The 21,375-nt window shown below is 73.9% G+C and carries 24 protein-coding genes; 6 read left to right on the top strand and 18 right to left on the bottom strand.

The genetic code is table 11. From position 1 onward, the window contains the following. Window positions 1-37 precede the first annotated feature (37 nt). Window positions 38-1,138: an S-(hydroxymethyl)mycothiol dehydrogenase gene (locus C1N80_RS08000; RefSeq protein ID WP_137770285.1), complete on the top strand. Its 1,101-nt coding sequence runs from the start codon at window positions 38-40 to the stop codon at window positions 1,136-1,138. Next, entirely contained in the window at window positions 1,135-1,755 is a 621-nt protein-coding gene (locus tag C1N80_RS07995) for an MBL fold metallo-hydrolase (RefSeq protein ID WP_137770284.1), read from the top strand. The genes C1N80_RS08000 and C1N80_RS07995 overlap by 4 nt, the downstream gene beginning before the upstream one ends. A gap of 7 nt (window positions 1,756-1,762) precedes the next feature. Here the strand turns inward: C1N80_RS07995 and C1N80_RS07990 are convergent, their stop codons facing one another. From C1N80_RS07990 to infC, 5 genes are all read right to left on the bottom strand, one after another. After that, complete coding sequence (locus tag C1N80_RS07990) at window positions 1,763-3,856, bottom strand: cytochrome c oxidase assembly protein (protein ID WP_137770283.1); 2,094 nt, start codon at window positions 3,854-3,856, stop codon at window positions 1,763-1,765. A gap of 16 nt (window positions 3,857-3,872) precedes the next feature. Beyond that, window positions 3,873-4,763, bottom strand: coding sequence for an RNA methyltransferase (locus tag C1N80_RS07985; protein ID WP_137770282.1), 891 nt, complete (start codon window positions 4,761-4,763; stop codon window positions 3,873-3,875). Window positions 4,764-4,773: 10 nt separating this feature from the next. Next, window positions 4,774-5,154: a 50S ribosomal protein L20 gene (gene rplT, locus C1N80_RS07980; RefSeq protein WP_137770281.1), complete on the bottom strand. Its 381-nt coding sequence runs from the start codon at window positions 5,152-5,154 to the stop codon at window positions 4,774-4,776. A 62-nt stretch (window positions 5,155-5,216) separates the two neighbouring features. Continuing rightward, window positions 5,217-5,411: a 50S ribosomal protein L35 gene (gene rpmI, locus C1N80_RS07975; RefSeq protein WP_137770280.1), complete on the bottom strand. Its 195-nt coding sequence runs from the start codon at window positions 5,409-5,411 to the stop codon at window positions 5,217-5,219. Between the two features lie 25 nt (window positions 5,412-5,436). Then, entirely contained in the window at window positions 5,437-6,018 is a 582-nt protein-coding gene (infC, locus tag C1N80_RS07970; RefSeq protein WP_240811294.1) for a translation initiation factor IF-3, read from the bottom strand. A 388-nt stretch (window positions 6,019-6,406) separates the two neighbouring features. On the opposite strand from infC, the gene C1N80_RS07965 reads away from it, so the two are divergent. Next, entirely contained in the window at window positions 6,407-7,246 is an 840-nt protein-coding gene (locus tag C1N80_RS07965) for a DUF4352 domain-containing protein (protein ID WP_137770278.1), read from the top strand. Between the two features lie 71 nt (window positions 7,247-7,317). Beyond that, window positions 7,318-7,686 (top strand): DUF1844 domain-containing protein, encoded by a 369-nt coding sequence (locus tag C1N80_RS07960; RefSeq protein WP_137770277.1) that lies wholly within the window; start codon window positions 7,318-7,320, stop codon window positions 7,684-7,686. A gap of 15 nt (window positions 7,687-7,701) precedes the next feature. On the opposite strand, the gene C1N80_RS07955 is transcribed toward C1N80_RS07960, so the two are convergent. The 8 genes from C1N80_RS07955 to C1N80_RS07925 form a co-directional block, all read right to left on the bottom strand. Beyond that, window positions 7,702-9,030, bottom strand: coding sequence for an MFS transporter (locus C1N80_RS07955; RefSeq protein WP_137770276.1), 1,329 nt, complete (start codon window positions 9,028-9,030; stop codon window positions 7,702-7,704). Next, window positions 9,031-9,846, bottom strand: a complete 816-nt coding sequence (locus C1N80_RS07950) for an SseB family protein (RefSeq protein ID WP_137770275.1) — start codon at window positions 9,844-9,846, stop codon at window positions 9,031-9,033. Next, complete coding sequence (gene priA, locus C1N80_RS07945) at window positions 9,843-10,577, bottom strand: bifunctional 1-(5-phosphoribosyl)-5-((5-phosphoribosylamino)methylideneamino)imidazole-4-carboxamide isomerase/phosphoribosylanthranilate isomerase PriA (protein WP_137770274.1); 735 nt, start codon at window positions 10,575-10,577, stop codon at window positions 9,843-9,845. Before priA ends, C1N80_RS07950 begins: the two co-directional genes overlap by 4 nt. A gap of 61 nt (window positions 10,578-10,638) precedes the next feature. Further along, a complete protein-coding gene (locus C1N80_RS15515; RefSeq protein ID WP_168198061.1) occupies window positions 10,639-10,797 on the bottom strand; it encodes a hypothetical protein in 159 nt (52 codons plus the stop codon). Further along, entirely contained in the window at window positions 10,794-11,468 is a 675-nt protein-coding gene (gene hisH, locus C1N80_RS07940) for an imidazole glycerol phosphate synthase subunit HisH (RefSeq protein ID WP_137770273.1), read from the bottom strand. The genes C1N80_RS15515 and hisH overlap by 4 nt, the downstream gene beginning before the upstream one ends. Continuing rightward, window positions 11,468-12,076, bottom strand: coding sequence for a hypothetical protein (locus C1N80_RS07935; RefSeq protein WP_137770272.1), 609 nt, complete (start codon window positions 12,074-12,076; stop codon window positions 11,468-11,470). Before C1N80_RS07935 ends, hisH begins: the two co-directional genes overlap by 1 nt. Then, window positions 12,073-12,693 carry an imidazoleglycerol-phosphate dehydratase HisB gene (hisB, locus tag C1N80_RS07930; RefSeq protein WP_137770271.1) on the bottom strand — a complete coding sequence of 207 codons (621 nt, stop codon included), beginning with the start codon at window positions 12,691-12,693 and terminating at the stop codon, window positions 12,073-12,075. The genes C1N80_RS07935 and hisB overlap by 4 nt, the downstream gene beginning before the upstream one ends. After that, window positions 12,690-13,862, bottom strand: coding sequence for a histidinol-phosphate transaminase (locus C1N80_RS07925; protein ID WP_137770270.1), 1,173 nt, complete (start codon window positions 13,860-13,862; stop codon window positions 12,690-12,692). The genes hisB and C1N80_RS07925 overlap by 4 nt, the downstream gene beginning before the upstream one ends. A gap of 138 nt (window positions 13,863-14,000) precedes the next feature. Between C1N80_RS07925 and C1N80_RS07920 the strand changes: the two genes are divergently transcribed. After that, window positions 14,001-14,393: a DUF3054 domain-containing protein gene (locus C1N80_RS07920; protein WP_137770269.1), complete on the top strand. Its 393-nt coding sequence runs from the start codon at window positions 14,001-14,003 to the stop codon at window positions 14,391-14,393. An 8-nt stretch (window positions 14,394-14,401) separates the two neighbouring features. Further along, window positions 14,402-14,905 (top strand): hypothetical protein, encoded by a 504-nt coding sequence (locus tag C1N80_RS07915; protein ID WP_137770268.1) that lies wholly within the window; start codon window positions 14,402-14,404, stop codon window positions 14,903-14,905. Window positions 14,906-14,935: 30 nt separating this feature from the next. Here C1N80_RS07915 and C1N80_RS07910 read toward each other — a convergent pair whose 3' ends face one another. The 5 genes from C1N80_RS07910 to hisD form a co-directional block, all read right to left on the bottom strand. Continuing rightward, entirely contained in the window at window positions 14,936-16,456 is a 1,521-nt protein-coding gene (locus tag C1N80_RS07910) for a glucoamylase family protein (protein ID WP_137771701.1), read from the bottom strand. A gap of 284 nt (window positions 16,457-16,740) precedes the next feature. After that, window positions 16,741-17,559, bottom strand: coding sequence for a carbohydrate ABC transporter permease (locus tag C1N80_RS07905; RefSeq protein ID WP_137770267.1), 819 nt, complete (start codon window positions 17,557-17,559; stop codon window positions 16,741-16,743). Continuing rightward, window positions 17,559-18,494 carry a carbohydrate ABC transporter permease gene (locus C1N80_RS07900; protein WP_137770266.1) on the bottom strand — a complete coding sequence of 312 codons (936 nt, stop codon included), beginning with the start codon at window positions 18,492-18,494 and terminating at the stop codon, window positions 17,559-17,561. The genes C1N80_RS07905 and C1N80_RS07900 overlap by 1 nt, the downstream gene beginning before the upstream one ends. A 1-nt stretch (window position 18,495) precedes the next feature. Next, entirely contained in the window at window positions 18,496-19,782 is a 1,287-nt protein-coding gene (locus tag C1N80_RS07895; RefSeq protein WP_137770265.1) for a sugar ABC transporter substrate-binding protein, read from the bottom strand. 188 nt (window positions 19,783-19,970) lie between these two features. Further along, complete coding sequence (gene hisD, locus C1N80_RS07890) at window positions 19,971-21,308, bottom strand: histidinol dehydrogenase (protein ID WP_137770264.1); 1,338 nt, start codon at window positions 21,306-21,308, stop codon at window positions 19,971-19,973. Window positions 21,309-21,375 lie beyond the last annotated feature (67 nt).

Genomic DNA, 21,375 nt, shown 5'->3' with positions numbered 1-21,375 from the left:
GGACGGCAAGCCCGACCACTGCTGAAGGAGCATCCCCGTGCCCACGACCGTGAAGGGCGTCATCGCCCGCGCCGAGAAGGCGCCCGCCGAGCTCGTCGACATCGTCATCCCCGACCCCGGCCCGCACGACGTGATCGTCGACATCGAGGCGACCGGTGTGTGCCACACCGACCTCGCCTACCGCGACGGCGGCATCAACGACGAGTTCCCGTTCCTGCTGGGCCACGAGTCCGCCGGCCGCGTGTCCGTCGTCGGCGAGGCCGTGACCCACGTCGAGGTCGGCGACTACGTCGTGCTGAACTGGCGCGCCGTGTGCGGCGAGTGCCGCGCGTGCAGGAAGGGCGTGCCGCAGTACTGCTTCGCCACCCACAACGCCTCGCAGAAGATGACCCTCACCGACGGCACCGAGCTCACCCCCGCGCTCGGCATCGGCTCCTTCGCGGAGAAGACGCTCGTCCACGAGGGCCAATGCACCAAGGTCTCCGAGGACGCCCCCGCCGAGGTCGCCGGCCTGCTGGGCTGCGGCGTCATGGCGGGCCTCGGCGCCGCGATGAACACCGGCCAGGTCCAGCGCGGCGAGAGCGTCGCCGTGATCGGCCTGGGCGGCGTGGGCTGCGCCGCGATCGCCGGCGCGAAGCTCGCGGGCGCCACGACGATCATCGGCCTCGACGTCGACGAAAAGAAGCTCGCCGCGGCGAGCGAGCTCGGCGCCACCCACACCCTCGCCACGCAGGGCCTCTCCCCGCAGGAGGTGGCGGAGAAGGTGCAAGAGCTCACGGGCGGTTTCGGCGCGGACGTCGTCATCGACGCCGTCGGCATCCCGCAGACCTACGAGACCGCCTTCTACGCGCGCGATCTCGCCGGCCGCGTCGTCCTCGTGGGCGTGCCGCGGCCGGGCGTGGAGCTCACGCTCCCGCTGCTGGACGTGTTCGGTCGCGGCGGCTCGCTGAAGTCCTCCTGGTACGGGGACTGCCTCCCCGAGCGGGACTTCCCCTACCTCACCGACCTGTTCCTGCAGGGGCGACTGCCGCTGGACCGCTTCGTCACCGGCCGCACGGACCTCGCCGGTGTGGACACGGCGCTGGACTCCCTCCACGAGGGCGGCACGCTGCGCACCGTGGCGGTGATCGGACGATGACCGCGCGGCTCGAGCGGACCGTCGTCTCCGGCACCTTCACGCTCGACGGGGAGACCTTCGACGTCGACAACAACGTGTGGGTGCTGGGCGACGACGAGCAGTGCGTCGTCTTCGACGCCCCGCACGACGTCGAGGCGATCGTGCGCCTCGTGGGCGAGCGGGAGTGCGTGGGCATCCTGCTCACCCACGCCCACGACGACCACGTGCGCTTCGCCCCGGAGCTCTCCGAGGCGCTCGAGGCGCCGCTGCTGCTGAACCCGGCCGACGCCGAGCTGTGGAAGCTCACCCACGGCGACCTGCCCTGGGACGCCGACGTCGAGGACGGGGACATGTTCACCGTCGCAGGTGTGGACATCGAGGCGGTGCACACGCCGGGCCACTCCCCCGGCTCGACCTGCTACCACCTCGACCAGCTGCAGGCCGTCATGACCGGCGACACCCTGTTCCAGGGCGGCCCGGGTGCGACCGGCCGCTCGTTCTCCTCCCGCGACACCATCGAGGAGTCGATCCGGGAGCGCCTGTTCGTCATGGATCCCGCGACGGTGGTGCACACCGGTCACGGCGACGACACCACGATCGGCGAGGAGCAGGAGCGCGCCCGCGGCGACTGGCTCTGAGGCCCGCTCAGCTCCCGGCGCCCGTCCCGGGCCCGCCGTCCTCCCGCGCGGAGGCGGCCGGGTCGGGGGCGGGCGCCGTCGCGTCGGCCTGGTCCCCGTCGGACGGGGCCCCGCCCTGGAGCCCCGCGAGGTACGCGTTGTACGCGGCGAGCTCGGCGCCGCCGTCGCGCTCGGCCTTGCGGTCGTACTGCCGGGCGCGGCGGTCCTCCGAACGGATCCACTGGAGCACCAGGAGGATCGCGTAGAGCACCGTCGGGATCTCGGAGACGGCCCACATGATCGAGGCGCCGCGGGCCTGGATCAGCTCGAGCTGCGCGGGCGCGTAGAGCCCCAGCTCGGTGTACCAGTCCTGCGCCACGATCCAGGTCGCCGAGTACAGGGCGATGCCGAAGAAGGCGTGGAAGGCGAGGGTGACGAGCAGCGTGATGAGCTTGAGGACCGGGTTGATCGGCTTCTGCGCCGGGTCCACGCCGATGAGCACCCAGGCGAAGAGGTACCCGGCGAGCAGGAAGTGCACGGTCATCGCGACGTGGCCCACGTGGGTGCGCATCGACAGCTCGAACAGCGGGGTGAAGTAGAAGACGACGAGCGAGCCGGCGAAGAGCAGCCCGGCCACGGGCGGGCTCGAGACGATGCGCGAGTACCCGGAGTGGAGCGCCGCGAGCACCCACTCGCGCAGGCCGCGGGAGCCGTCGGTGCGGGGCGCGACGGCGCGGGAGAGCAGCGTGACCGGGCCGCCGAGCACCCACAGCGGCGGCACGATCATCATCATCGCCATGTGCTGGACCATGTGCGCGTCGAAGCGGTAGCGGCCCCACGCGGCGGCGCCCCCGTTCATCACCCACACGAGGGCGAGGCAGCCGGCAAGCCAGAGCGCGGTGCGCAGCAGCGGCCAGGAGTCGCCGCGGCGGCGCAGGCGCACGACACCCGCGAGGTAGAGCCCGGCCATCGCGGCGGCGATGATGACGCTGCCCCAGTCCGGGTGCCAGACGGTGACCAGGGCGGCCGGGTCCAGGGGCGTGGTGGGCGGCAGGTAGCCCACGAGCGCGAGGCGGCGCAGGTCGCCGACGAGCGGGACGGTCTGCGGGACGGGCGGGGCGGTGCGGCCCAGCGCGATCGACGCCCCGATGACGACGGCGAGCATGACGCCCTCGGTGAGGGCGAGGTGGCGGAACCGCAGCCGCTCCCCGAGGCGCCGCCGCTGGGCGGCGCCGAGCGCGGCGAGCCCCATGAGCAGCACCGTCTTCAGCAGCAGCACGCGACCGTAGGCCGTGGTGAGCAGCTCGCCGGGCCCGTCGAGCCGGATCGAGGCGTTGACCAGGCCGCTGAGGGCGAGCACGACCACCGCAGCGAGCGCCCACGGGGAGAAGCGGCGCACGACGACGGCGAGCTCGGCGTCCGGCAGCCTCGGCGCGATCAGGGAGATCGCGAGCAGGCCGCCGGCCCACACCGAGACGCCGAGGAGGTGCAGCACCATCGCGTTGACGGCGTTGGTGTGGTCCAGGCTCGCCCCGGCATGACCCTCGAGGCCGACGGCGGCGACGCCGAGGCCCGCGGCCGCGAGCGCCCAGGCGGCGCCGACGGTGCTGCGGGCGAGCAGCCCGAGGAGGGCCGAGAACCCGGCGAGGATCGCGACGGCGAGCTGGATCCGGCCGAGGTCCGCGCCGAGCGCGATCTGCCAGACGTCGAGATCGGTCCCCGCGCCGGCCGCCTCGAGACCGCCGAGAGGGACGAGGGCGAGGGCGGAGAGGGCCCACAGGCCGGCGCCGGCGGCGGCGAGGCGCACGGTCCGGCCGCGGCCGCCGCCCAGGGAGCGCACCTCGGCGCGGGAGGGCCCGGGCTGCAGGAGCACGGCGGTCCCGCCGGCGCCCACCGCGAGCAGCAGGCCCAGGTGGTGCAGGCCGCGCACGGCGGGGATCCCCCAGGTGACCAGGCCCGAGGCCGGGACGAGGGAGTTCGGCGCGGCGGCGCCGGTCGCGATGATCCCCAGCAGGGCCACGGCGATCGTCAGAGCGAGCAGGACCGGGACCGCGAGCGGAGTGGGGAGGGTGCGGCCGCCGTCGCGGTTGCGGGGCGAGGCTGCGGCGGGGTTCGGGCTCATCGGGCTGTGGGCGCCTTCATCGGGTTCGGCGGCGGAGGGTCTCGAAGAGGCACACCGTCGCGGCGGTGTGCACGTTGAGCGATTCGGCGTGACCGGCCAGCGGGATCCGCACGGCGAGCGGGGCGGCGGCGAGGGTGGCCTCGTCGAGCCCGCGGGCCTCGTTGCCGAGGATCCAGGCGATCCGCTCGGGCAGCTCCGCCTCGAACAGGTCCGTGCTCGCGTAGCCGCTCGTCGCGGTGGCGGTGATCCCCCGGCCGGCGAGGGCGTCCAGCAGGGCGGGGGCCACGGCGCCGGCGATCACGGGGAGGTGGAAGGTGCTGCCGACGGCGGCGCGGACGGCCTTCGGGGAGTACGGGTCCGCGCTCGTGCGGGTGAGCAGCACGAGGTCCGCGCCGGCGGCGTCTGCCGTGCGCAGCAGGGTGCCGACGTTCCCGGGGTCCCGCACCTCGTGCAGGACGACCGCGGTGAGCGGCCCCTCGGCGGGCAGCGCGGCGATCGCGGCGAGGGCCGCGCCGGCGCTCTCCTCGGGGAGGCGGGCCACGGCGATCGCACCCTGGGGCGAGACGGCGCCCGCGGCACCGCTCTCGGGGCGGTCCTGGCCCTCCCCGCCGCCGGGCTCGCGGGTCATGGCACGGATGAGCGTCTCGTCGACCTCGCGGGTCGGGACACCGGCCGCCGCGGCGAGCCGCGCCAGCTCGGGATGGTCCTCGGCGGCGCGGGCGGTGAGGAAGAGCTCGAGCGCGAGCTCCGGGCGCTCGGCGAGCAGGGAGCGGACGGCCTGGGGGCCCTCGACGCGGAGGTGCCCCTGCTTGCGACGCGCGGAGCGCCCGGACAGTGCCGCGATCCGCCGCACCCGCTCGGAGCGGGGCGAGGTGATCGGGGACTGGTCCGGGCGCTCGGGGTTCACGCTGGTGGAGTCAGGCCGCGGGGGCGTTGACGTCCTCGGGCAGCGCGCCCTTGGCGACCTCGACGAGCGCGGCGAAGGCCGGCGCGTCGTTCACGGCGAGCTCGGCGAGCATGCGGCGGTCGACCTCGACACCCGCGAGCCCGAGGCCCTGGATGAAGCGGTTGTAGGTCATGCCGTTCGCACGGGCCGCAGCGTTGATGCGCTGGATCCAGAGCTGGCGGAAGTTGCCCTTGTTCTTCTTGCGGTCGCGGAAGTTGTAGGTCTGCGAGTGCAGGACCTGCTCCTTCGCCTTGCGGTACAGGCGCGAGCGCTGACCGCGGTAGCCGCTGGCCTGCTCGAGGATTTCCCGACGCTTCTTATGGGCGTTGACCGCCCGCTTCACGCGTGCCACGTGATTCTCCTTCGCTGGTATGTGAGTTCAGTGCTGCGGGAACTCTCCTCCCGCGAGGAGGTTCAGCGGCCGAGCAGCTTCTTCATGCGCTTGACGTCCGCCTTGGCCACATCGGTGTCGTTCCCGAGACGGCGCTTGCGGGTCGAGCTCTTGTGCTCGAGGAGGTGGCGAGCGTTCGCCTTCTCCCGCATGAGCTTGCCGGAGCCGGTGACGCGGATGCGCTTCTTGGTGCCCGAGTGGGTCTTGTTCTTCGGCATGGTGCCTTGTCTCCTTCGTGCTGTCTCAGGACTCGTCGCCGGTGGGCGCGACGTCCTCGGCAGGCGCCTCGGCCTGCTTCGACGAGTTGCTCTCGGCCTTCTCGGCGTCGGTGCGACGCTTGCGCGCCTCGGCCATCGCCTGGGCCTTCTTCTTGTGGGGTCCGAGGACCATCACCATCGTGCGGCCGTCCTGTCGCGGGTGCGACTCGACGAAACCGAGCTCGGCGACGTCCTCCGCCATGCGACCGAGCAGCTTGATGCCCATCTCCGGTCGGGACTGCTCACGACCGCGGAAACGGATCATGACCTTGACCTTGTCGCCACCGTTGAGGAACTTCTCGACGTTGCGACGCTTGGTCTCGTAGTCGTGCTTGTCGATCTTCAGGCCCATCCGGATTTCCTTCTGGACGGTGTTGGCCTGGTTCTTCCGCGACTCGCGGGCCTTCATGTTGGCTTCGTACTTGAACTTGCCGTAATCCATGAGCCGCGCAACAGGCGGATTGGCGCCCTGGGCGACCTCCACCAGATCCAGATCGGCTTCCTGGGCGAGTCGCAGGGCGTCCTCGACGCGGACGATCCCGACCTGCTCGCCGTTGGGGCCGACCAGGAGGACCTTGGGGACCTTGATCTGACCGTTGATGCGCTGTTCGCTGATGGTGGCTCCTCACCTCGGTGTCGACACGGAACATGAGAAAAGGGCCCCCGCTCCTGCGGAGGCCCCGACACCATGGCGCGTGAACGCCGGCCGACCCGTGAGGGCCGGTCTGGTACTGACCCGGTGACGGTCGCCCGGCGCATTGCGCTCGGGACGGTGGCCACGAGGTGGGAGGGACTCCACTTGAGGACTGCCCGGCCCCTCCATCCCGAACGGGACGGACAGACCGAAGACATGTTCCGGTCGTCTATCCTAGCAGGGCAGAGCGCCGCGTCCAGGGGGTCCTGGGTGATGTGCATCGCGCAGGGGGACGCCCGCGCCGCGAGGACGAGGAGCACCGGTGGACACCACGGACCATGATCCCACGCCCGGGGAGGACGCCGGCGCGGCACCCCACAGCTACGACTACGGCTCCGACGACGCCTCCGGCAGCTCCGAGGCCCCCGGCGCCGCTGATGCCCCCGCGGCCGACTCCCGCGCCGATGGCGCCGCGGAGCCGCCCGCCCCGACCTCCCCGCGCGCCGTGCTGCGCCCCGTGCCCGAAGGGTTCCCCGCGCCCGCCGTCGCCCCGCTCCGCTCCCACCGCGCCCCCGCCCTCCCCGTCGCCGACGAGCCCGCCCCCCGCTCCGGCCGCGGCCTCCGGATCGCCGCGATCGCCGTCTCCGCCGTGCTCCTGCTCGCGGTGCTGACCGGCGGCGGGATCCTCGCCGTTCGCGCCCTGACCGGCGGCGGGGAGGACGCGGCGACCGCGAGCTCCGACCCGGCCGCGAGTGCCGCGGCGACGGGGACGGTCGCCCTGGGCCCCGCGACCTTCCGCGAGGTCTCCACCGAGGTCGGCGTGCGCTCCGTGGGCGACGCCTCCGGCCGGATCGAGCCCGAGGGCGAGTTCGTCGTCGTGACCGTCGAGATGACGAACGACGGCGAGGCCCCGCTCCTGGTGAGCTCCGGCGGTGGCACCATGGAGCTGGTCTCCGCCGCGGGCGACCGCTATCCCGTCTCCGAGGAGGCGAACCGGGCGCTCGTCGCGGATTCCGAGGCCTTCGGCACGGTGGGCGCGGGCGAGACCGCCGTCTACCACGGCGTCTTCGACGTCCCCGCGGGCACCGAGGCCACCGGGCTCGACCTCGCCTTCTCCTCCGCCCCCGAGGTGGGCCGGGGCACGCTGCCGCTCGGCGGATGAGCCCCGCTCCCCCACCGCACCCGATTCACGTCCGACCCGCGCACTCCCCCGCTGACCCCGAAAGGACCCCCATGACCGAGCAGCAGCACCCCACCACCGAGGACGAGCTCGCCGCGCAGGCACTGCGCGACATCGCCGACGTCGCCGCCGTCGAGATCATCACGAGCTCCTGCGTGCACCTCATGAGCGCCGCCGCGGTGAAGGTCGGGCTCGGCGAGGACGAGGAGGAGGCCGGCCACAAGGACCTCTCCGAGGCCCGCAAGCTCATCACCGCGCTCGCCGGGCTCGTCGTCGCGGCGGCTCCCGAGATCGGCAACGAGCACGCCCGCTCCCTGCGCGACGGTCTGCGCTCGCTGCAGCTCGCCTTCGCCGAGGCACTGCCCTTCCCCGATGCGCCGGGCGAGGCCCCGGGCGAGAAGTGGACCGGCCGGATCTCCTGACCCCGCCCCACCGCCTCAGCCGGCGGCGGCCTCCCAGCGACCCCGTCGCCGGGAGCGCCGCACCCGCCGGGCGAGCAGCGCCGCGAGCGCGACGAGGAGCGCGACCGCTCCCGCGGCGCCCACGCCCCAGGCCGGGCCGGCCCCGTCGATGACGGCCCCCACCACGGGGGAGCCCGCGGCGGCGCCGACGGTCATCGCGGTGCCGTGCCAGCCCATCGCCTCCCCGCGCACGGCCTCCGGCACGAGCTGCGCGATCGCCTCTCCTGTCGCCGTGATCATGGGGGCGATGAACAGCCCCGCGAGGGTGATCGTCACCGCGAGCAGGAGCAGGTCCCCCGAGGCGGTGACGGCGACCGGGAGCGAGAGCGCCCCGAGGCCCAGCAGCACCCACAGCGGGTCGAGCCCACGGCTCATCGCGCCGTAGACGAGGCCGCCCACGAGGCTGCCCGCGCACCACAGCGCCATCATCCCGGCGATCATCGCCGCGAGGCCACGCTCGTCGAGGATCGCGACGATCGAGAGGTCCGTCGCGGTGAGGACGAGGGAGCCCGTCGCGGTCGCGAGCAGCACCGACAGTCCCCCGGCCGTGAGCAGGGCGCGGCGTGCGGCGGTCTTCCCGGGGTCACCCTGTCCCGGGGCGATCACCGGGATCTGGCCCGTGCGCAGGTCCTCCGCGACCCGGCGCTCGGCGAGCAGCTCCTGCTGGGCGAGGACGGCGCCCTCCGCAGCCTCGAGCGGGGCCGGCAGCCGCGCGGGCAGCATGAGCTGGTCGCTCCGGGTGGGCGGGTTCGTCACGGCCATGCCGATGCCGGCGAGGGCGACGAGGACGCCGACGACCACGAGGCTCGCCCGGGTGCCCGCGGCGAGCGCGGCGAGGGTCACGGCGGCCGGGCCGATCATGAACGCCAGCTCGGTGAACACCGAGTCGAGGGCGAAGGCGCTGCGGCGCAGCGTCGCCGGCACGAGCACGGACAGCGAGGTGCGGACGATCGCCCAGACCGGGAGCCCGAACAGCCCGCCGATCAGCGCGAGCACGAGCACCGCCTCGAAGGGGGCGAAGGCCATGGCGACCACGGCGACGGACTGCACGAGGATCGAGGGCAGCACGGCCCGGCGCAGGCCCTTGGTGTCCACGAGCCGGCCGCGCCACGGGGAGGAGATCGCGGTGCCGATCGTCGTCGCCGTGACGACGAGGCCCGCCTCGAGGTAGGAGCGGTCCAGGGTGCGCACGCAGTGGAGGGTCAGCAGCAGGCCCAGCGTGGAGAACGGGATGCGGGCGAGGAACCCGAGCAGGAGCACGCCCGCCACGCCGGGCGCCGCGAGCACCCGGCGATAGGCGTCCATCTACCGTCCCAGGGCCAGGGTGAGCGAGGAGATCCGCTCCGCGACGAGGGTCGAGGCCCCCAGGCGGGCGGAGAGATCGGTGACGACCGCCTGCACGCCGTCCCGGTCCAGGCCGTCCTCGAGCCGCACCCGGAGCACGACCTCGGTGCGCTCCCCCGGGGTCGCGGCGAGCGCGAGCACGGAGGGGACGGCGGCCGCGATCGCGTCGAGCTCGGCCGCGAGCTCGGGATCCTCGTGGGGCGGGATCCACGTGCGGCCCTGGGCGAGCGCCCACAGCACGGAGCGCGGCAGCGGGATCGGCCCGCCGTCGTCCTCGGGAGCCGAGGCGTCCAGCAGCAGCGACGTGCACCCCTCCTGGACCGCTGCCTGCGCGGCCTGGGCGGCGAGCACGGGCACGGGCCGCGCCTCACGGCGCCAGGCGGAGAGCGCCGCGGCCGAGGTGAAGACGGGCAGCACGCGGGAGCCGTCCGGCGCGGTCAGCGAGACCATGGCCATGTCCGCGCCGTTGTCCCCGGTGAGGCCGTGGGCGGTCTCGCCCTCCTCGGTCGCGACGGCCATGATCGGCACGAGCAGCCGGGAGCCGGCGATCGCGGCGACAAGCGCACGCCGGTGCGGGTCCTCCCCCGCGCGGTGCGCGGCGAGGGCGGCGGCGACGTCGGCCGGGGTGGAGCCGTCGTCCCCCGGGAAGGGGCTCACGGTGTAGTCGCGGCCCTTCCAGGAGACCCCGGCGGTGTCGGTGAGCGGGGACTTCTCGACGAAGTGGGCCGGGAGGTCCCGACGGGCGGGGCTCGTCGCGGGGTCCTGGGGCGAGGTCACGCCCGCCCCGCGACGTCGAGCGCCTCGGGCAGGGTGAAGGCGCCGGCGTAGAGGGCCTTGCCGACGATCGCCCCTTCGACGCCGTCGGCGACGAGCCCGCGCAGCGCCTCGAGGTCCGCGAGGGAGGAGATGCCGCCGGAGGCGACGACCTTCGCCTCGGTGCGGGAGCAGACCTCGCGCAGCAGGTCGACGTTGGGCCCCTGGAGGGTGCCGTCCTTGGTGACGTCGGTGACGACGTAGCGCTGGCAGCCGGCGGCGTCGAGGCGCTCGAGGGTCTCCCAGAGGTCACCGCCGTCGCGGGTCCAGCCGCGGGCGGCGAGGGTCGTGCCGCGCACGTCGAGGCCGACGGCGATGCGGTCGCCGTGCTCGGCGAGGATCTCCGCGGTCCAGTCCGGGTTCTCGAGGGCCGCGGTGCCGAGGTTGACGCGGCGGCAGCCGGTCGCGAGGGCCGCGGCGAGGGACTCGTCGTCCCGGATGCCGCCGGAGAGCTCGACGTTCATGTCCACGGCGGCGACGACCTCCGCGAGCAGCGAGGCGTTGCTGCCGCGGCCGAAGGCGGCGTCGAGGTCCACGAGGTGGAGCCAGCGGGCGCCGCCCTCCTGGAAGCCGAGCGCGGCCTCGAGCGGGGCGCCGTAGGCGGTCTCGGAGCCGGCCTCGCCCTGGACCAGGCGCACGGCCTGGCCTCCCTGCACGTCGACGGCGGGGAGGAGTTCGAGCACGGGAGCGGTCATGAGGGGTGTCTCCTGGTCAGGACTGTGGGGGTGAGGAACGGTGGGGCGGCAGGGGCGGCGGTCAGCCGGTCTGGATGCGCCAGATCGAGACGCCCAGGCACACCAGGCCCACCACCGCGAGGGCGATGACGGACCACAGCGGCTTCTTCGAGCGGAGGAAGGACCAGGCGCCGCCGAGCAGCAGGCCGCCCGCGAAGAGCATGAGGAAGGCGAGGATCACGGGGCGGTCCCCTCGTCCCCGGCCCCGCGGCGCGGGAGGGCCGCGAGCCAGTTGCGCAGCAGGCGCGCGCCCGCCGCGCCGGACTTCTCGGGGTGGAACTGGGTCGCGGTGAGCGCGCCGTTCTCGACGGCGGCGACGAAGCGGTCGCCGCCGTGCTCCGCCCAGGTCACCAGCGGCGGGGTCAGGGGGCCGATGCTGTCGAGCTCCCAGCTGCGGGCCGCGTAGGAGTGCACGAAGTAGAAGCGCTCCTCGGCGACGCCGTCGAACAGGACGGAGCCCTCGGGGCTCTCGACGGTGTTCCAGCCCATGTGCGGGACGATCTCCGCCTCGAGCCGGGTGACCTCGCCGGGCCACTGGTCCAGGCCCTTGCTGCGCACCCCGTGCTCGGTGCCGGCGGCGAACATGATCTGCAGGCCCACGCAGATGCCGAGCACCGGCAGGCCGCCCGCGAGGCGGCGCTCGACGATCCGGTCGCCGCCCACGGCGAGCACCTGCTCCATGGTCGCCGCATAGGCGCCCACGCCGGGGACGACGAGGCCGTCGGCCGCGAGGGCCGCCTCGCGGTCCGCGGTGAGCTGCACGTGCGCACCGGCGGCCTCGAGGGCGCGCACCACGGAGCGCACGTTGCCGGAGCCGTGGTCGAGGACCACGACCTCAGGAGCGGTCGTCATCAGCGCTTCTTCTTCGAGATCCAGGAGAGCGCCTCGTTGCGCGTGAGCGTCGAGGGGTCGATGCCCTCGCCGAGCTCGTCGAGGGTGAGGGCGCCCAGCAGCAGCTGCTCGACCTCGTCCGCGACGGCGCCGAGCACGATCGCGGGCGAGACGTCCTCGCCGCGCTCCCCCGCCTTGTAGCGGGTCGCGGTCATGCGGTCCCCGCGGCGCCAGAAGAGCACCAGGCCGGTGCGCTGCAGGGCGGTGGAGGTGATCGCGGCGAGGTCGTGGGCGAGCTGCTCCTTGAGCTCGCCCACGGCGATCGCGCCGGTCTCGGTGTCGAGGGTGCGGGTGCCGCCGGGGATGTCGATCCCGTCGGTGCGGGCCTCGCGGCCCAGGCGGATCGCGCCCGCGAGCGCCTTCGCGGAGGCGACGGAGGTCGCGACCACGGCGATCGCGGGCTCCTCCTCCTCGGCGGACTCGGCGAGCACGTCGTCGACGGTCAGCGGCTCGTCGCCGAGGCCGAGGCCCGCGGTGAGCCGCGCGAACTCGGCGTCGATGTCGTGGGAGCCGTCGCCGGAGGGGTTCTCCTCGGGCTGCTGGGGGTCGGGTCGGTCGGCGGTGGTCACAGGGCTCCCTTCGTGGAGGGGACGTCGAGGACGCGGTCGTCGAAGGCGCAGGCCGCGCGGAGCGCACGGGCGAGTGCCTTGAACTGGGCCTCTACGACATGGTGGGGATCGCGGCCGGCGAGCACGCGCACGTGCAGGCAGATCGCGGCGTGGTGGGCGATGGACTCGAGCACGTGGCGGGTCAGCGAGCCGGTGAAGTGGCCGCCGATGAGGTGCAGGGCCTGGGCCTCGCTCTCCCCGGTGTGCACGCAGTAGGGGCGGCCGGAGAGGTCCACGACGGCCTGCGCGAGCGCCTCGTCGAGCGGGACCATCGCGTCGCCGAAGCGGGCGATGCCCTTCTTGTCGCCGAGCGCCTCGCGCAGCGCCTGGCCCAGCACGATCGCCGTGTCCTCGACGGTGTGGTGCACGTCGATGTGGGTGTCGCCGGTGGCGCGCACGGTGAGGTCGAAGCGCGCGTGGGTGGCGAGCGCGGTGAGCATGTGGTCGAAGAAGGGCACGGAGGTGGACACGTCCACCTGGCCGGTGCCGTCGAGGTCGAGGCTCAGCTCGATGCTCGACTCGCGGGTGGTGCGGGTGATGCTCGCGGTGCGCGCGGGACGCGCGGGGGCGGTGGTCATCGGGGGTCTGCCTCCTCGAGGGCGGTGCGGAATGCGGCGTTGTCCTCCGGGGTGCCGATCGAGACCCGAAGCCAGGGCTGCGGCCCCACCTCGCGGATCAGCACGTCGCGATCGAGCAGCGCCTGCCACACCGCGTGGCGGTCCGCGGCGGTGCGCAGGAGGGGCTGGAAGAAGATGAAGTTGGCGTCCGACGGGGCGACGACGTGGCCGCGCTCCGTGAGATGGGCGGCGAGCGCGTCCCGCTCCTCCCGCAGCGTCGCCACCTGGGAGAGCAGCTCCTCGCGGTGGGCGAGGGCGGTGCGGGCGACGGCCTGGGTGACGGCGGAGAGGTGGTAGGGCAGGCGCACGATCCGCACGCCGTCCACGATCGCGGGATCCGCGACGAGGTAGCCGATCCGGCCGCCGGCGAGCGCGAAGGCCTTCGACATGGTGCGGGTGACGACGAGGTTCGCGAACTCGGGCAGCAGCTCGAGGGCGCTCGGGACGCCGTCGCGGCGGAACTCCCCGTAGGCCTCGTCGACGACGAGCAGCCCGCCCGCGGCGAGCATGGCCTCCGCGGCGGCGCGCACGACGGCGGGGTCGAGGGCGGTGCCGGTGGGGTTGTTGGGGCTCGTGAGCACGAGGATCTGCGGCCGGTGCTCGGCGATCGCCGCGGTGACCTGCGCGGCGGTCAGGGCGAAGTCCGGGGCGGGCCCGCGCTCCGCGGTGACCCAGCGGGTGAAGGTGTCCCGCGCGTACTCGGGGTACATCGAGTAGTGCGGGGTGAAGCCGAGGGCCGTGCGCCCGGGCCCGCCGTAGGCGAGCAGCAGCTGGTGCATGACCTCGTTGGAGCCGTTCGCGGCCCACACGGTCTCCGCCGGCGGGGCGGGGATGCCGGACTCGGCGGCGAGATAGGCCGCGAGGTCCTCGCGCAGGGCCGTGAACTCGCGGTCCGGGTAGCGGTGCAGGCCCGCGGCGGCCTCGGCGACCGCGGCGCCCATGTCCGCGGCGAGCGCGGCCGAGGGCCCGAAGGGGTTCTCGTTGACGTTCAGCAGATGGGCCACGTCGATCTGGGGAGCGCCGTAGGGCTCCTCCCCCGCGAGGTCGTCGCGTCGCGCCGGGATGCCGGGGCGCGCCGTGCTGGAGAGGGACGCAGGCACGGCCTGGTCCTGAGGGGTGTCGACGGGCATGGCTCCATGGTAGAGGTCCACCGGCCGTGCGGAGGGGGTCGTCCGGGCCCCGTCGCCGCCGCGCGATGCGGCACGTCCCACACCGTGCGGGGCCCTCCGTCCCCGTCCCCGCACCGAGCACGTGGCTACCCTGGGGGGATGTTCCGCTCCTTCGGTGCCCTGGTGGCCGATCTCCTCGTGATCCTGCTGTTCGTGGCGATCGGACTGTTCCAGCACGACCTCTCGCTCTCCATGGAGAACATCGCCCAGGTGGGCTGGCCCTACGCGCTGGGCACCCTGCTGGGGCACCTCGTGCTGCGGGCCTGGCGGCACCCGTTCCGGCTGTGGCCGCACGGCGTGATGATCTGGGCGATCACGATCGTCACCGCGATGGCCGTGCGCACCCTCTTCGGGGCAGGCACCGAGGTGTCCTTCGTGATCGTCTCCGCCATCTTCACCGGGGTGCTCATGCTCGGCTGGCGCGCCGTCGCCCTGTGGGCGACCCGCGCCGAGCGCCGCCCCGCCCCCGTGGAGCCCGAGCCCACCGCCTGAGGCGCCCCGTGCTGCACGGCGAGTTCTGCGTCGACACCGGCGACACGCGCCGCGATCGCGCCCTGTCCCCCGAGGAGGTGGACGAGGGCGGTCACGGGATCATCGCCTTCCCCGCCGTCACCGCCGCGGCGGTCGACGCGACCACGACGGTGACCGTCGAGGACGACCCCGCCGGGGTCGAGCTCGACGTCACCGGCCGGAACGAGCTCGCCCGGCTGTGGCTGCTCTCGCCGTCCCTCACCCTCGGCCGCGGCGCGCTCGTCACGACGCTCCGCGACGAGGGCGAGCACGAGGCCGCCCCGCACGGCACCCCCGGCCCGCCGTGGCGGTGCCACCGCTGGGTCGTGGACGTCGATCCGGCCTCCGTCACCGGACCGCCGCTGCACCTCCCGCCGGAGGAGGCCGCGGCGAGCCGGCCCGCGCAGGGCGACCGCGTCCTGCTCACCGTCGACCGCCGGGAGGACGGCGCGGCGCGGCGGATCACGATCGACCTGCGGGTCCTCGGCGGCTGAGAGGCGCCACGACCTCACAGCGGGGCGAGGTCAGCCCGCTGCGCCGAAGCGCTCCTGCGCGATGACGGGCCGCAGCGCCTCCTCGACGGCGGGCCTCCCGAACCAGTCGTGGAGGATCCCGCCGAGCAGCACGTTGCCGAGCGCCCCCATGATCATCGACTGGTCCAGGGAGAGGTGCCGCTCCGCGCGCACGCCCGTGCCCACGGCGACGGCGTCGTGGAAGCCGCCCTCCCCGTAGGCGCCGAGCTCCGTCTCGATCCGGGAGAGGTTCGCGAAGGCGGCCTCGGGCTCGTACTGGAGGGCGAGCGCCGCGGCGTGCGGGGTGACGACCCCGTCGAGGCCGCGGGGATAGTCCTCGCCGGCGTGCCAGTCGGTGCCGGCGGCGTCGGAGAAGTAGCCGGTGGGGTTCAGCCCGAGCGCGTCGACGCCGTACTCGCGGTACCCGGCGTGCGGGTCGGAGCTCGGGGAGAAGCCCCAGTAGCCGTAGCCGGCCTCGTCGAGCCCGTGCTCGCGCTGGGCGCGCACGTGGAGCGGGTGGTTCACGCCCCAGCTGTCCGGGGCCCACTCCGCCTCGGGGACGAAGAGGTCCGGCATGAGCTCCTCGAACATGGAGCCGCCCCAGCCGGGCACGACGTGCATGCCGCGGTAGGGGTGCGCGCCCTCGAAGACGTCGACGCCCTCGTACGTGGCCCACTCCCCGACCGGCGCCGTCTCGGGCCAGGTCCAGTCCGGCGGGAAGGTGCGGAAGGTCGTGAAGTAGACGCCCGCGGGGAGCTGCCCCGCGGCGATCCCGAGGTAGGTGACCATGCGCGCCTCGGAGACGGCCGTGTCGTAGTGGTGGGTCGCGTGGTACCAGACGTCCTCGCCGCCCACCCCGTTCCAGGGGGCGGAGGCGGTGACGCCGTCCCGGGACGGGTCCTCGAGCCAGAACCCGCCGACGACCTGCCCGGGCTGCGCCTCGACCTCGCGGTCCAGGAAGACGTCCCAGCGCATGGCGTCGGCCAGCGCGCGGGCGGCGCGACGGTTCGAGGGGTCCGCCTCGGCGACGACGCGCAGGGCGGCGCCCAGCCAGCCCATGTCGACGCTCGAGACGAAGGGGACGACCACGTCGCCGGAGCCGGGCCAGGTGCGCAGGATCGACCCGTCGGCCTCGTCGTACCAGTTGACGTACATGCCCGACGGCTCGTGGCGCTCCATCGCGGCGAGGGTGCGCAGCGTGCGGGCGACGCGGCGGCGGGACTCGCCGGGGGTGATGAGTCCCAGCTCGCGGGCCACGAGCGTGGACCAGAGCAGGCCGCCGATGTTCGTGGGCGAGGTGTAGCCGGAGCGGGTGGCGAGGTCCGCGCCGATGTTGTCCGCGGCGAGGCCGGTGCCGGGGTGGGTCATGGCGTCGAGGGAGCGCCACGTGTCCGCGGCCCAGCGGCGCAGGGTCCGCTCCCGCTCCTCCGCGCGGGGGGCGGCCGGTGCCGCGGGTGCGGGGGGAGCGGCAGAGGCGGGCGCCGCGGCGGCGAGGGCTCCCCCGGCGCCGAGCAGCGGGACGGCGCCGAGCATGCCCCGGCGGGTGAGGCGCCCGGGGGCGGCGTGGGCGCGCTCGGAACGGCCCGGTCCGGGCGCGGCGCGGTCGGTGCCCTGCCAGGGGAAGGCGGGGCGGCGGTCGGGGCGGGGGGATGCGGCGTGCACGGGGTGCTCCTTCGACGTCGTCGTCTGGGGTGGTGCACCGGCGGGTCCTGCTGCCGGAGGGGACGGACGGTCGCCCGGGGCCGGACGACCGGGTGCCGGCCCGGGGGCCGACGACCGGGGCCGACGGAGACGGGGTCCCCGTCGGCCCCGGGGGATCACTTGATGCCGGTCGTGGCGATGCCCTGGATGAAGTGGCGCTGGAAGAAGAGGAAGACTACGAGGATCGGCAGCACGATGAGCGTGGCGCCCGCGAGCAGCAGCCCGTAGTCCGTCTCGTTCTGACCGGTCGAGATGAGGGCGAGGGCGACGGGCAGGGTGTACGTGCTCTCCGAGGAGGAGACCACGAGGGGCCACAGGAAGTTGTTCCAGGAGCCCAGGAACGTGAGGATTCCGAGGGTCGCGAAGGCGGGGCCCGCGAGCGGGAGGTAGATCCGGAAGAAGATCGCGATCTCCCCCACGCCGTCGATCCGTCCCGCCTCGAGCAGCTCGCGCGGGATGCCGAGGAAGAACTGGCGCATGAGGAACACGCTGAACGGCTGCACGAGGAACGGCAGGATCAGCGCAGGGATCGTGTTGGCGAGCCCCATGTTCACCACGAGCACGTACTGCGGGATGAAGGTGACGAGTCCCGGGATCATGAGGCACGCGAGCACGATGCCGAAGAGGATCCTCTTGCCCGGGAAGCGCAGGTGCGCGAGGGCATAGCCGAACATCGAGCTGAGCACGAGGTTGCCGGCGGTGACGACCACGGCGACGACGGCGGAGTTGGTGAAGTAGCGCCCGAAGGGCCGCTCGAACAGGCGGCGGAAGTTGTCCAGCGTGGGCTGCTCGGGCCACCAGGTGGGCGGGGTGCGCAGCAGCTCCCCCTGGGTCTTGAGGCTGCCGAGGATCATCCACACGAAAGGCGTGATGACCAGGAGCAGGAAGACGGTGAGGACGATGTACGTCAGGACGGGGCGGCGACGTTCGATCATCACTTCTCCCTCATGAGGCGGAACTGGACGAGGGTGACGATCGCGATGACGAGGAAGGTCAGGTACGCCATGGCGCCCGCGACCCCGTAGTTGCCGAAGCCGAACTGGCTGTAGGTGTACATCGAGGCGGAGATCGTCGAGTTGAGCGGCCCGCCGTTCGTCATGACGAAGGGCTCCTCGAAGAACTGCAGGTAGCCGATCGACGTCGTCACGAGCACGAAGAGCAGCGTGGGGCGGATCGAGGGGACCGTGATGCTGCGGAAGCGCTGCCAGGCGTTCGCGCCGTCGAGCGCGGCGGCCTCGTGGAGCTGGCGGTCCACGGCCTGCAGGCCCGCGAGGAAGATGACCATCGAGGTGCCGAAGTTGCGCCACACCGCCATGATCACGAGCGAGAGCAGCGCGGTGCGCTGGTCGCCGAGCCAGTGCAGGCCGTCGATCCCGACCCAGCCGAGCACGGTGTTGACGAGGCCGTTCTCGGGCTGGAGGAGGAAGCGCCAGACCACGGCGACCGCGACGATCGAGGTGATGACGGGGGTGTAGAAGCCGACCCGGAACACGGCCCGGAGCTTCCCGACGCCCTTGTCCAGGGCGATCGCGGCGGCGAGCCCGGCGATGATCGTCAGCGGCACGCCAAGCAGCACGAAGACGGCGGTGTTGAGGGCCGCGCGGCGGAACACCGGGTCCTCGAAGGCGGTGAGGTAGTTCTGCAGGCCCACGAAGTTCACGGCGAAGGGGCTGCGGATGTCGGAGATCCGCATGTCCGTGAAGGACATGATCATCGACTGCAGCACCGGCCAGGCCGTGAACACGAGGAAGAGGACCACGAAGGGCAGGGCCAGCAGCAGCCCGGCCCGGGCCTCCGCACCGCCGCGGCGCGAGCGGCGGCGGGCGGGGGCGGAGGCGGAGGCCGGCGCCGGCGCGGTGGAGCTCGTCATCTCAGGCCCCGGTGCCGATGCCCTGGGCCTCGGACTGGGTGGTCGCCAGCGCGTCCGCGGGGGCGAGGCCGTTCTTGCAGACCTCCTCGATCTGCGCGTCGAACTTCGCGGCGACCTGTTCCCAGGTGCCGATGACGGGCGGGGCGAGGGCGGTGTCGAGCTGCTTCCGGAACACCTCGAACTTCTCGTTCGCGGCGACGGCCTTGTCCTCCCAGCCCTTCTGGAGGGAGGGGAGGTCCGTGGAGAGGCCGAACCACTCGACCTGCACCTCGGGGGTGGAGAGGTGCTGGACGAGCTTCCAGGCGGCGTCGCGGTTCTTCGTGCCCTGGAAGACGCCGAGGTTCGCGCCGCCGAGGAAGCTCGCGCTGGTCTCCTTCTGCGGCATGACGAAGACGCCGTACTTGTCGGCGAAGCCGCCCCCGCCGAGCGCCTCGACGGCGCTCATCATCCACGGGCCGGAGATGAACATGGGGACCGAGCCGGAGACGAAGTCCTGCTCGGTGACGCCGTCCGCCGGGGCGGGGTTGGCGACCTTCTCGGTGAAGTAGGACTGGTAGTAGGCGAGCGCCTCCTCGTTGGGGGCGGACTCGAAGGTGAACGCGGTGCCGGCCTCGTCGACGACGTTGCCGCCGTTCGACCAGATGAGCGGCATGAGGCTCTGCCAGGATCCCTGGCCGCCGGGCTGGAGGGCGATGCCCCAGGTGGCGTCGGCCTTCTGCTGGAAGGCCTGGGCGAGGGCGAGCAGGCCCTCCCAGTCGGTGGGCGGCTCGGTGATGCCGGCCTTCTCGGCGAGGTCCTTGCGGTAGAAGACGACGCGGGTCTCGACGTACCAGGGCACCCCGTAGACGGTGCCGTCGACGGTGACGGAGTCGATCGCGCCGGCGAAGTAGTCGTCGGTCGCGATCTCGGAGGGGGTGGGTTCGAGGGCGTCCAGGCCCACGAACTCGGCCATCCAGGTGGAGCCCACCTGGGCGACGTCGGGGGCGGTGCCGGCGGCGATCGCGGAGGTGAACTTGTCGTGCGCGCTGTCCCAGGGCACGGGGGTGACCTCGACGGTGACGTCGGGGTTCTGCTCCTGGAAGCCCTTGAGCAGCTCGGGGAGCTTCTCGCCCTCGGCGCCCATGGCCCAGACGGTGAGGCTGCCGGTCGCGGGACCGTCGACGAGGGGCTCGGCGCTCGCGGAGGCGCCGGCGGAGGTGCCGGCGTCGGGCCGGCCGCAGGAGGCGGCGAGGGCGGCGGTGGCGGTGACGCCGAGGCCGGTGAACGCGCGGCGGGAGAGGCGATCCATGGTGACTCCTTCGTCCGGGGCGCCGTCGGGAGGGGCCCGCGGCGCCGGCGCCTCACGTATGGAAGCGCTTACATCAAGCGGCAACGGTAGCGCAGGGCCGGGGAGCCCACAACTCCCCGGCCCGGTGTCAGGTGTCCGAATTCTCCGGACCGCTCCGGAGCGGCGAGGGCGCCTCGCCCCCGCCCTGCTCAGCGCTCGAAGCGGATGTCGATCGCGCGCCCGTGCGCGGGCAGCCCCTCGGCGGCGGCGAGCGTGGTCGCGGCGTGCCGGGCGCTCTTCAGCGCGGCCTCGTCGTAGTCGACGACGTGGATCCCGCGCAGGAAGGTCTGCACGCCGAGCCCGCCGCCGAACCGCGCGCTGCCGCCGGTGGGCAGCACATGGTTGGAGCCGGCCGCGTAGTCGCCGAGGCTCACCGGCGCGTGCGGGCCCACGAACACGGCGCCCGCGTTCGTGACCCGGGCGGCCACCTCGGCGGCCTCCGCGGTGTGGATCTCGAGGTGCTCGGCGCCGTAGGAGTCGACGACCTCGATCCCCTGTTCGACGTCCCGCACGAGCACGACGCCGCTCTGCTCGCCGCGCAGCGCCTCGGCGATCAGATCGGCGCGCGGGGCCTGCGCGACCTGCTCCGCGAGCTCCGCCTCGACGGCGTCGACGAGCTCCGGTGCATCGGTGACGAGCACGCTCGCGGCCATCGGGTCGTGCTCGGCCTGGGAGATGAGGTCCGCGGCGACGTAGGCGGGGTGCGCCTCGGCGTCCGCGAGGATCGCGATCTCCGTGGGGCCGGCCTCCGCGTCGATGCCGACCCGCCCGCGCACGAGGCGCTTCGCGGCGGCGACGTAGACGTTGCCGGGACCGGTGATCATGTCCACCGCGTCGAGGCCGCGGCCGTCGCCGAGGTCCTCCGCGCCGTGGGCGAGCAGGGCGATCGCCTGGGCGCCGCCCGCGGCGATCACCTCGGTGACGCCGAGCAGCGCGCACGCGGCGAGGATCGTGGGGTCCGGGAGGCCCCCGCGCTCCTTCTGCGGCGGGGAGGCGAGGACGATCTGCCGCACCCCGGCGACCTGCGCCGGGACGACGTTCATGATCACGGAGCTCGGGAGCACGGCGCGGCCGCCCGGCACGTACAGGCCCACGCGGCGCACGGGCACCCAGCGCTGGGTGACGGTGCCGCCGGGGACCACCTCGACGCGCTCGTCGGGCCGGCGCTGGGCGGAGTCCACGGCGCGCACGCGCGCGATCGACTCCTCGAGGGCGGTGCGGATCGCCGGGTCGAGCTCCGCGAGGGCTTGCTCGATCGCGGCGGCGGGCACGCGCAGATGCTCCGGCCGGATCCCGTCGAAGCGCTCGGAGGCGTCGAGCACGGCGGCGGCGCCGCGGGCGGCGACGTCCTCGACGACGGGGCGCACCGCCGCGGCGGCGGCCTCGACGTCGAGCTCGGCGCGGGGCAGCGCGGCGCTGAGCTCCGCGGCGCTGAGGCTGCGCTCGCGCAGGTCGAGGACGGAGAGGAAGGGAGCGGGATCAGGCATGGGCGCCAGTCTAGGAGCGGCGCCCGGTGCCCGGCCGAGGAGCCCGGCCCTCGGTCCCGGCCGAGCC

Source organism: Brachybacterium sp. SGAir0954, from assembly GCF_005490785.1.
GTDB lineage: Bacteria > Actinomycetota > Actinomycetes > Actinomycetales > Dermabacteraceae > Brachybacterium > Brachybacterium rhamnosum.
The sequence above is the reverse complement of the archived record's forward strand: the minus strand, read 5'-3'. Positions and strand labels throughout refer to the sequence as shown.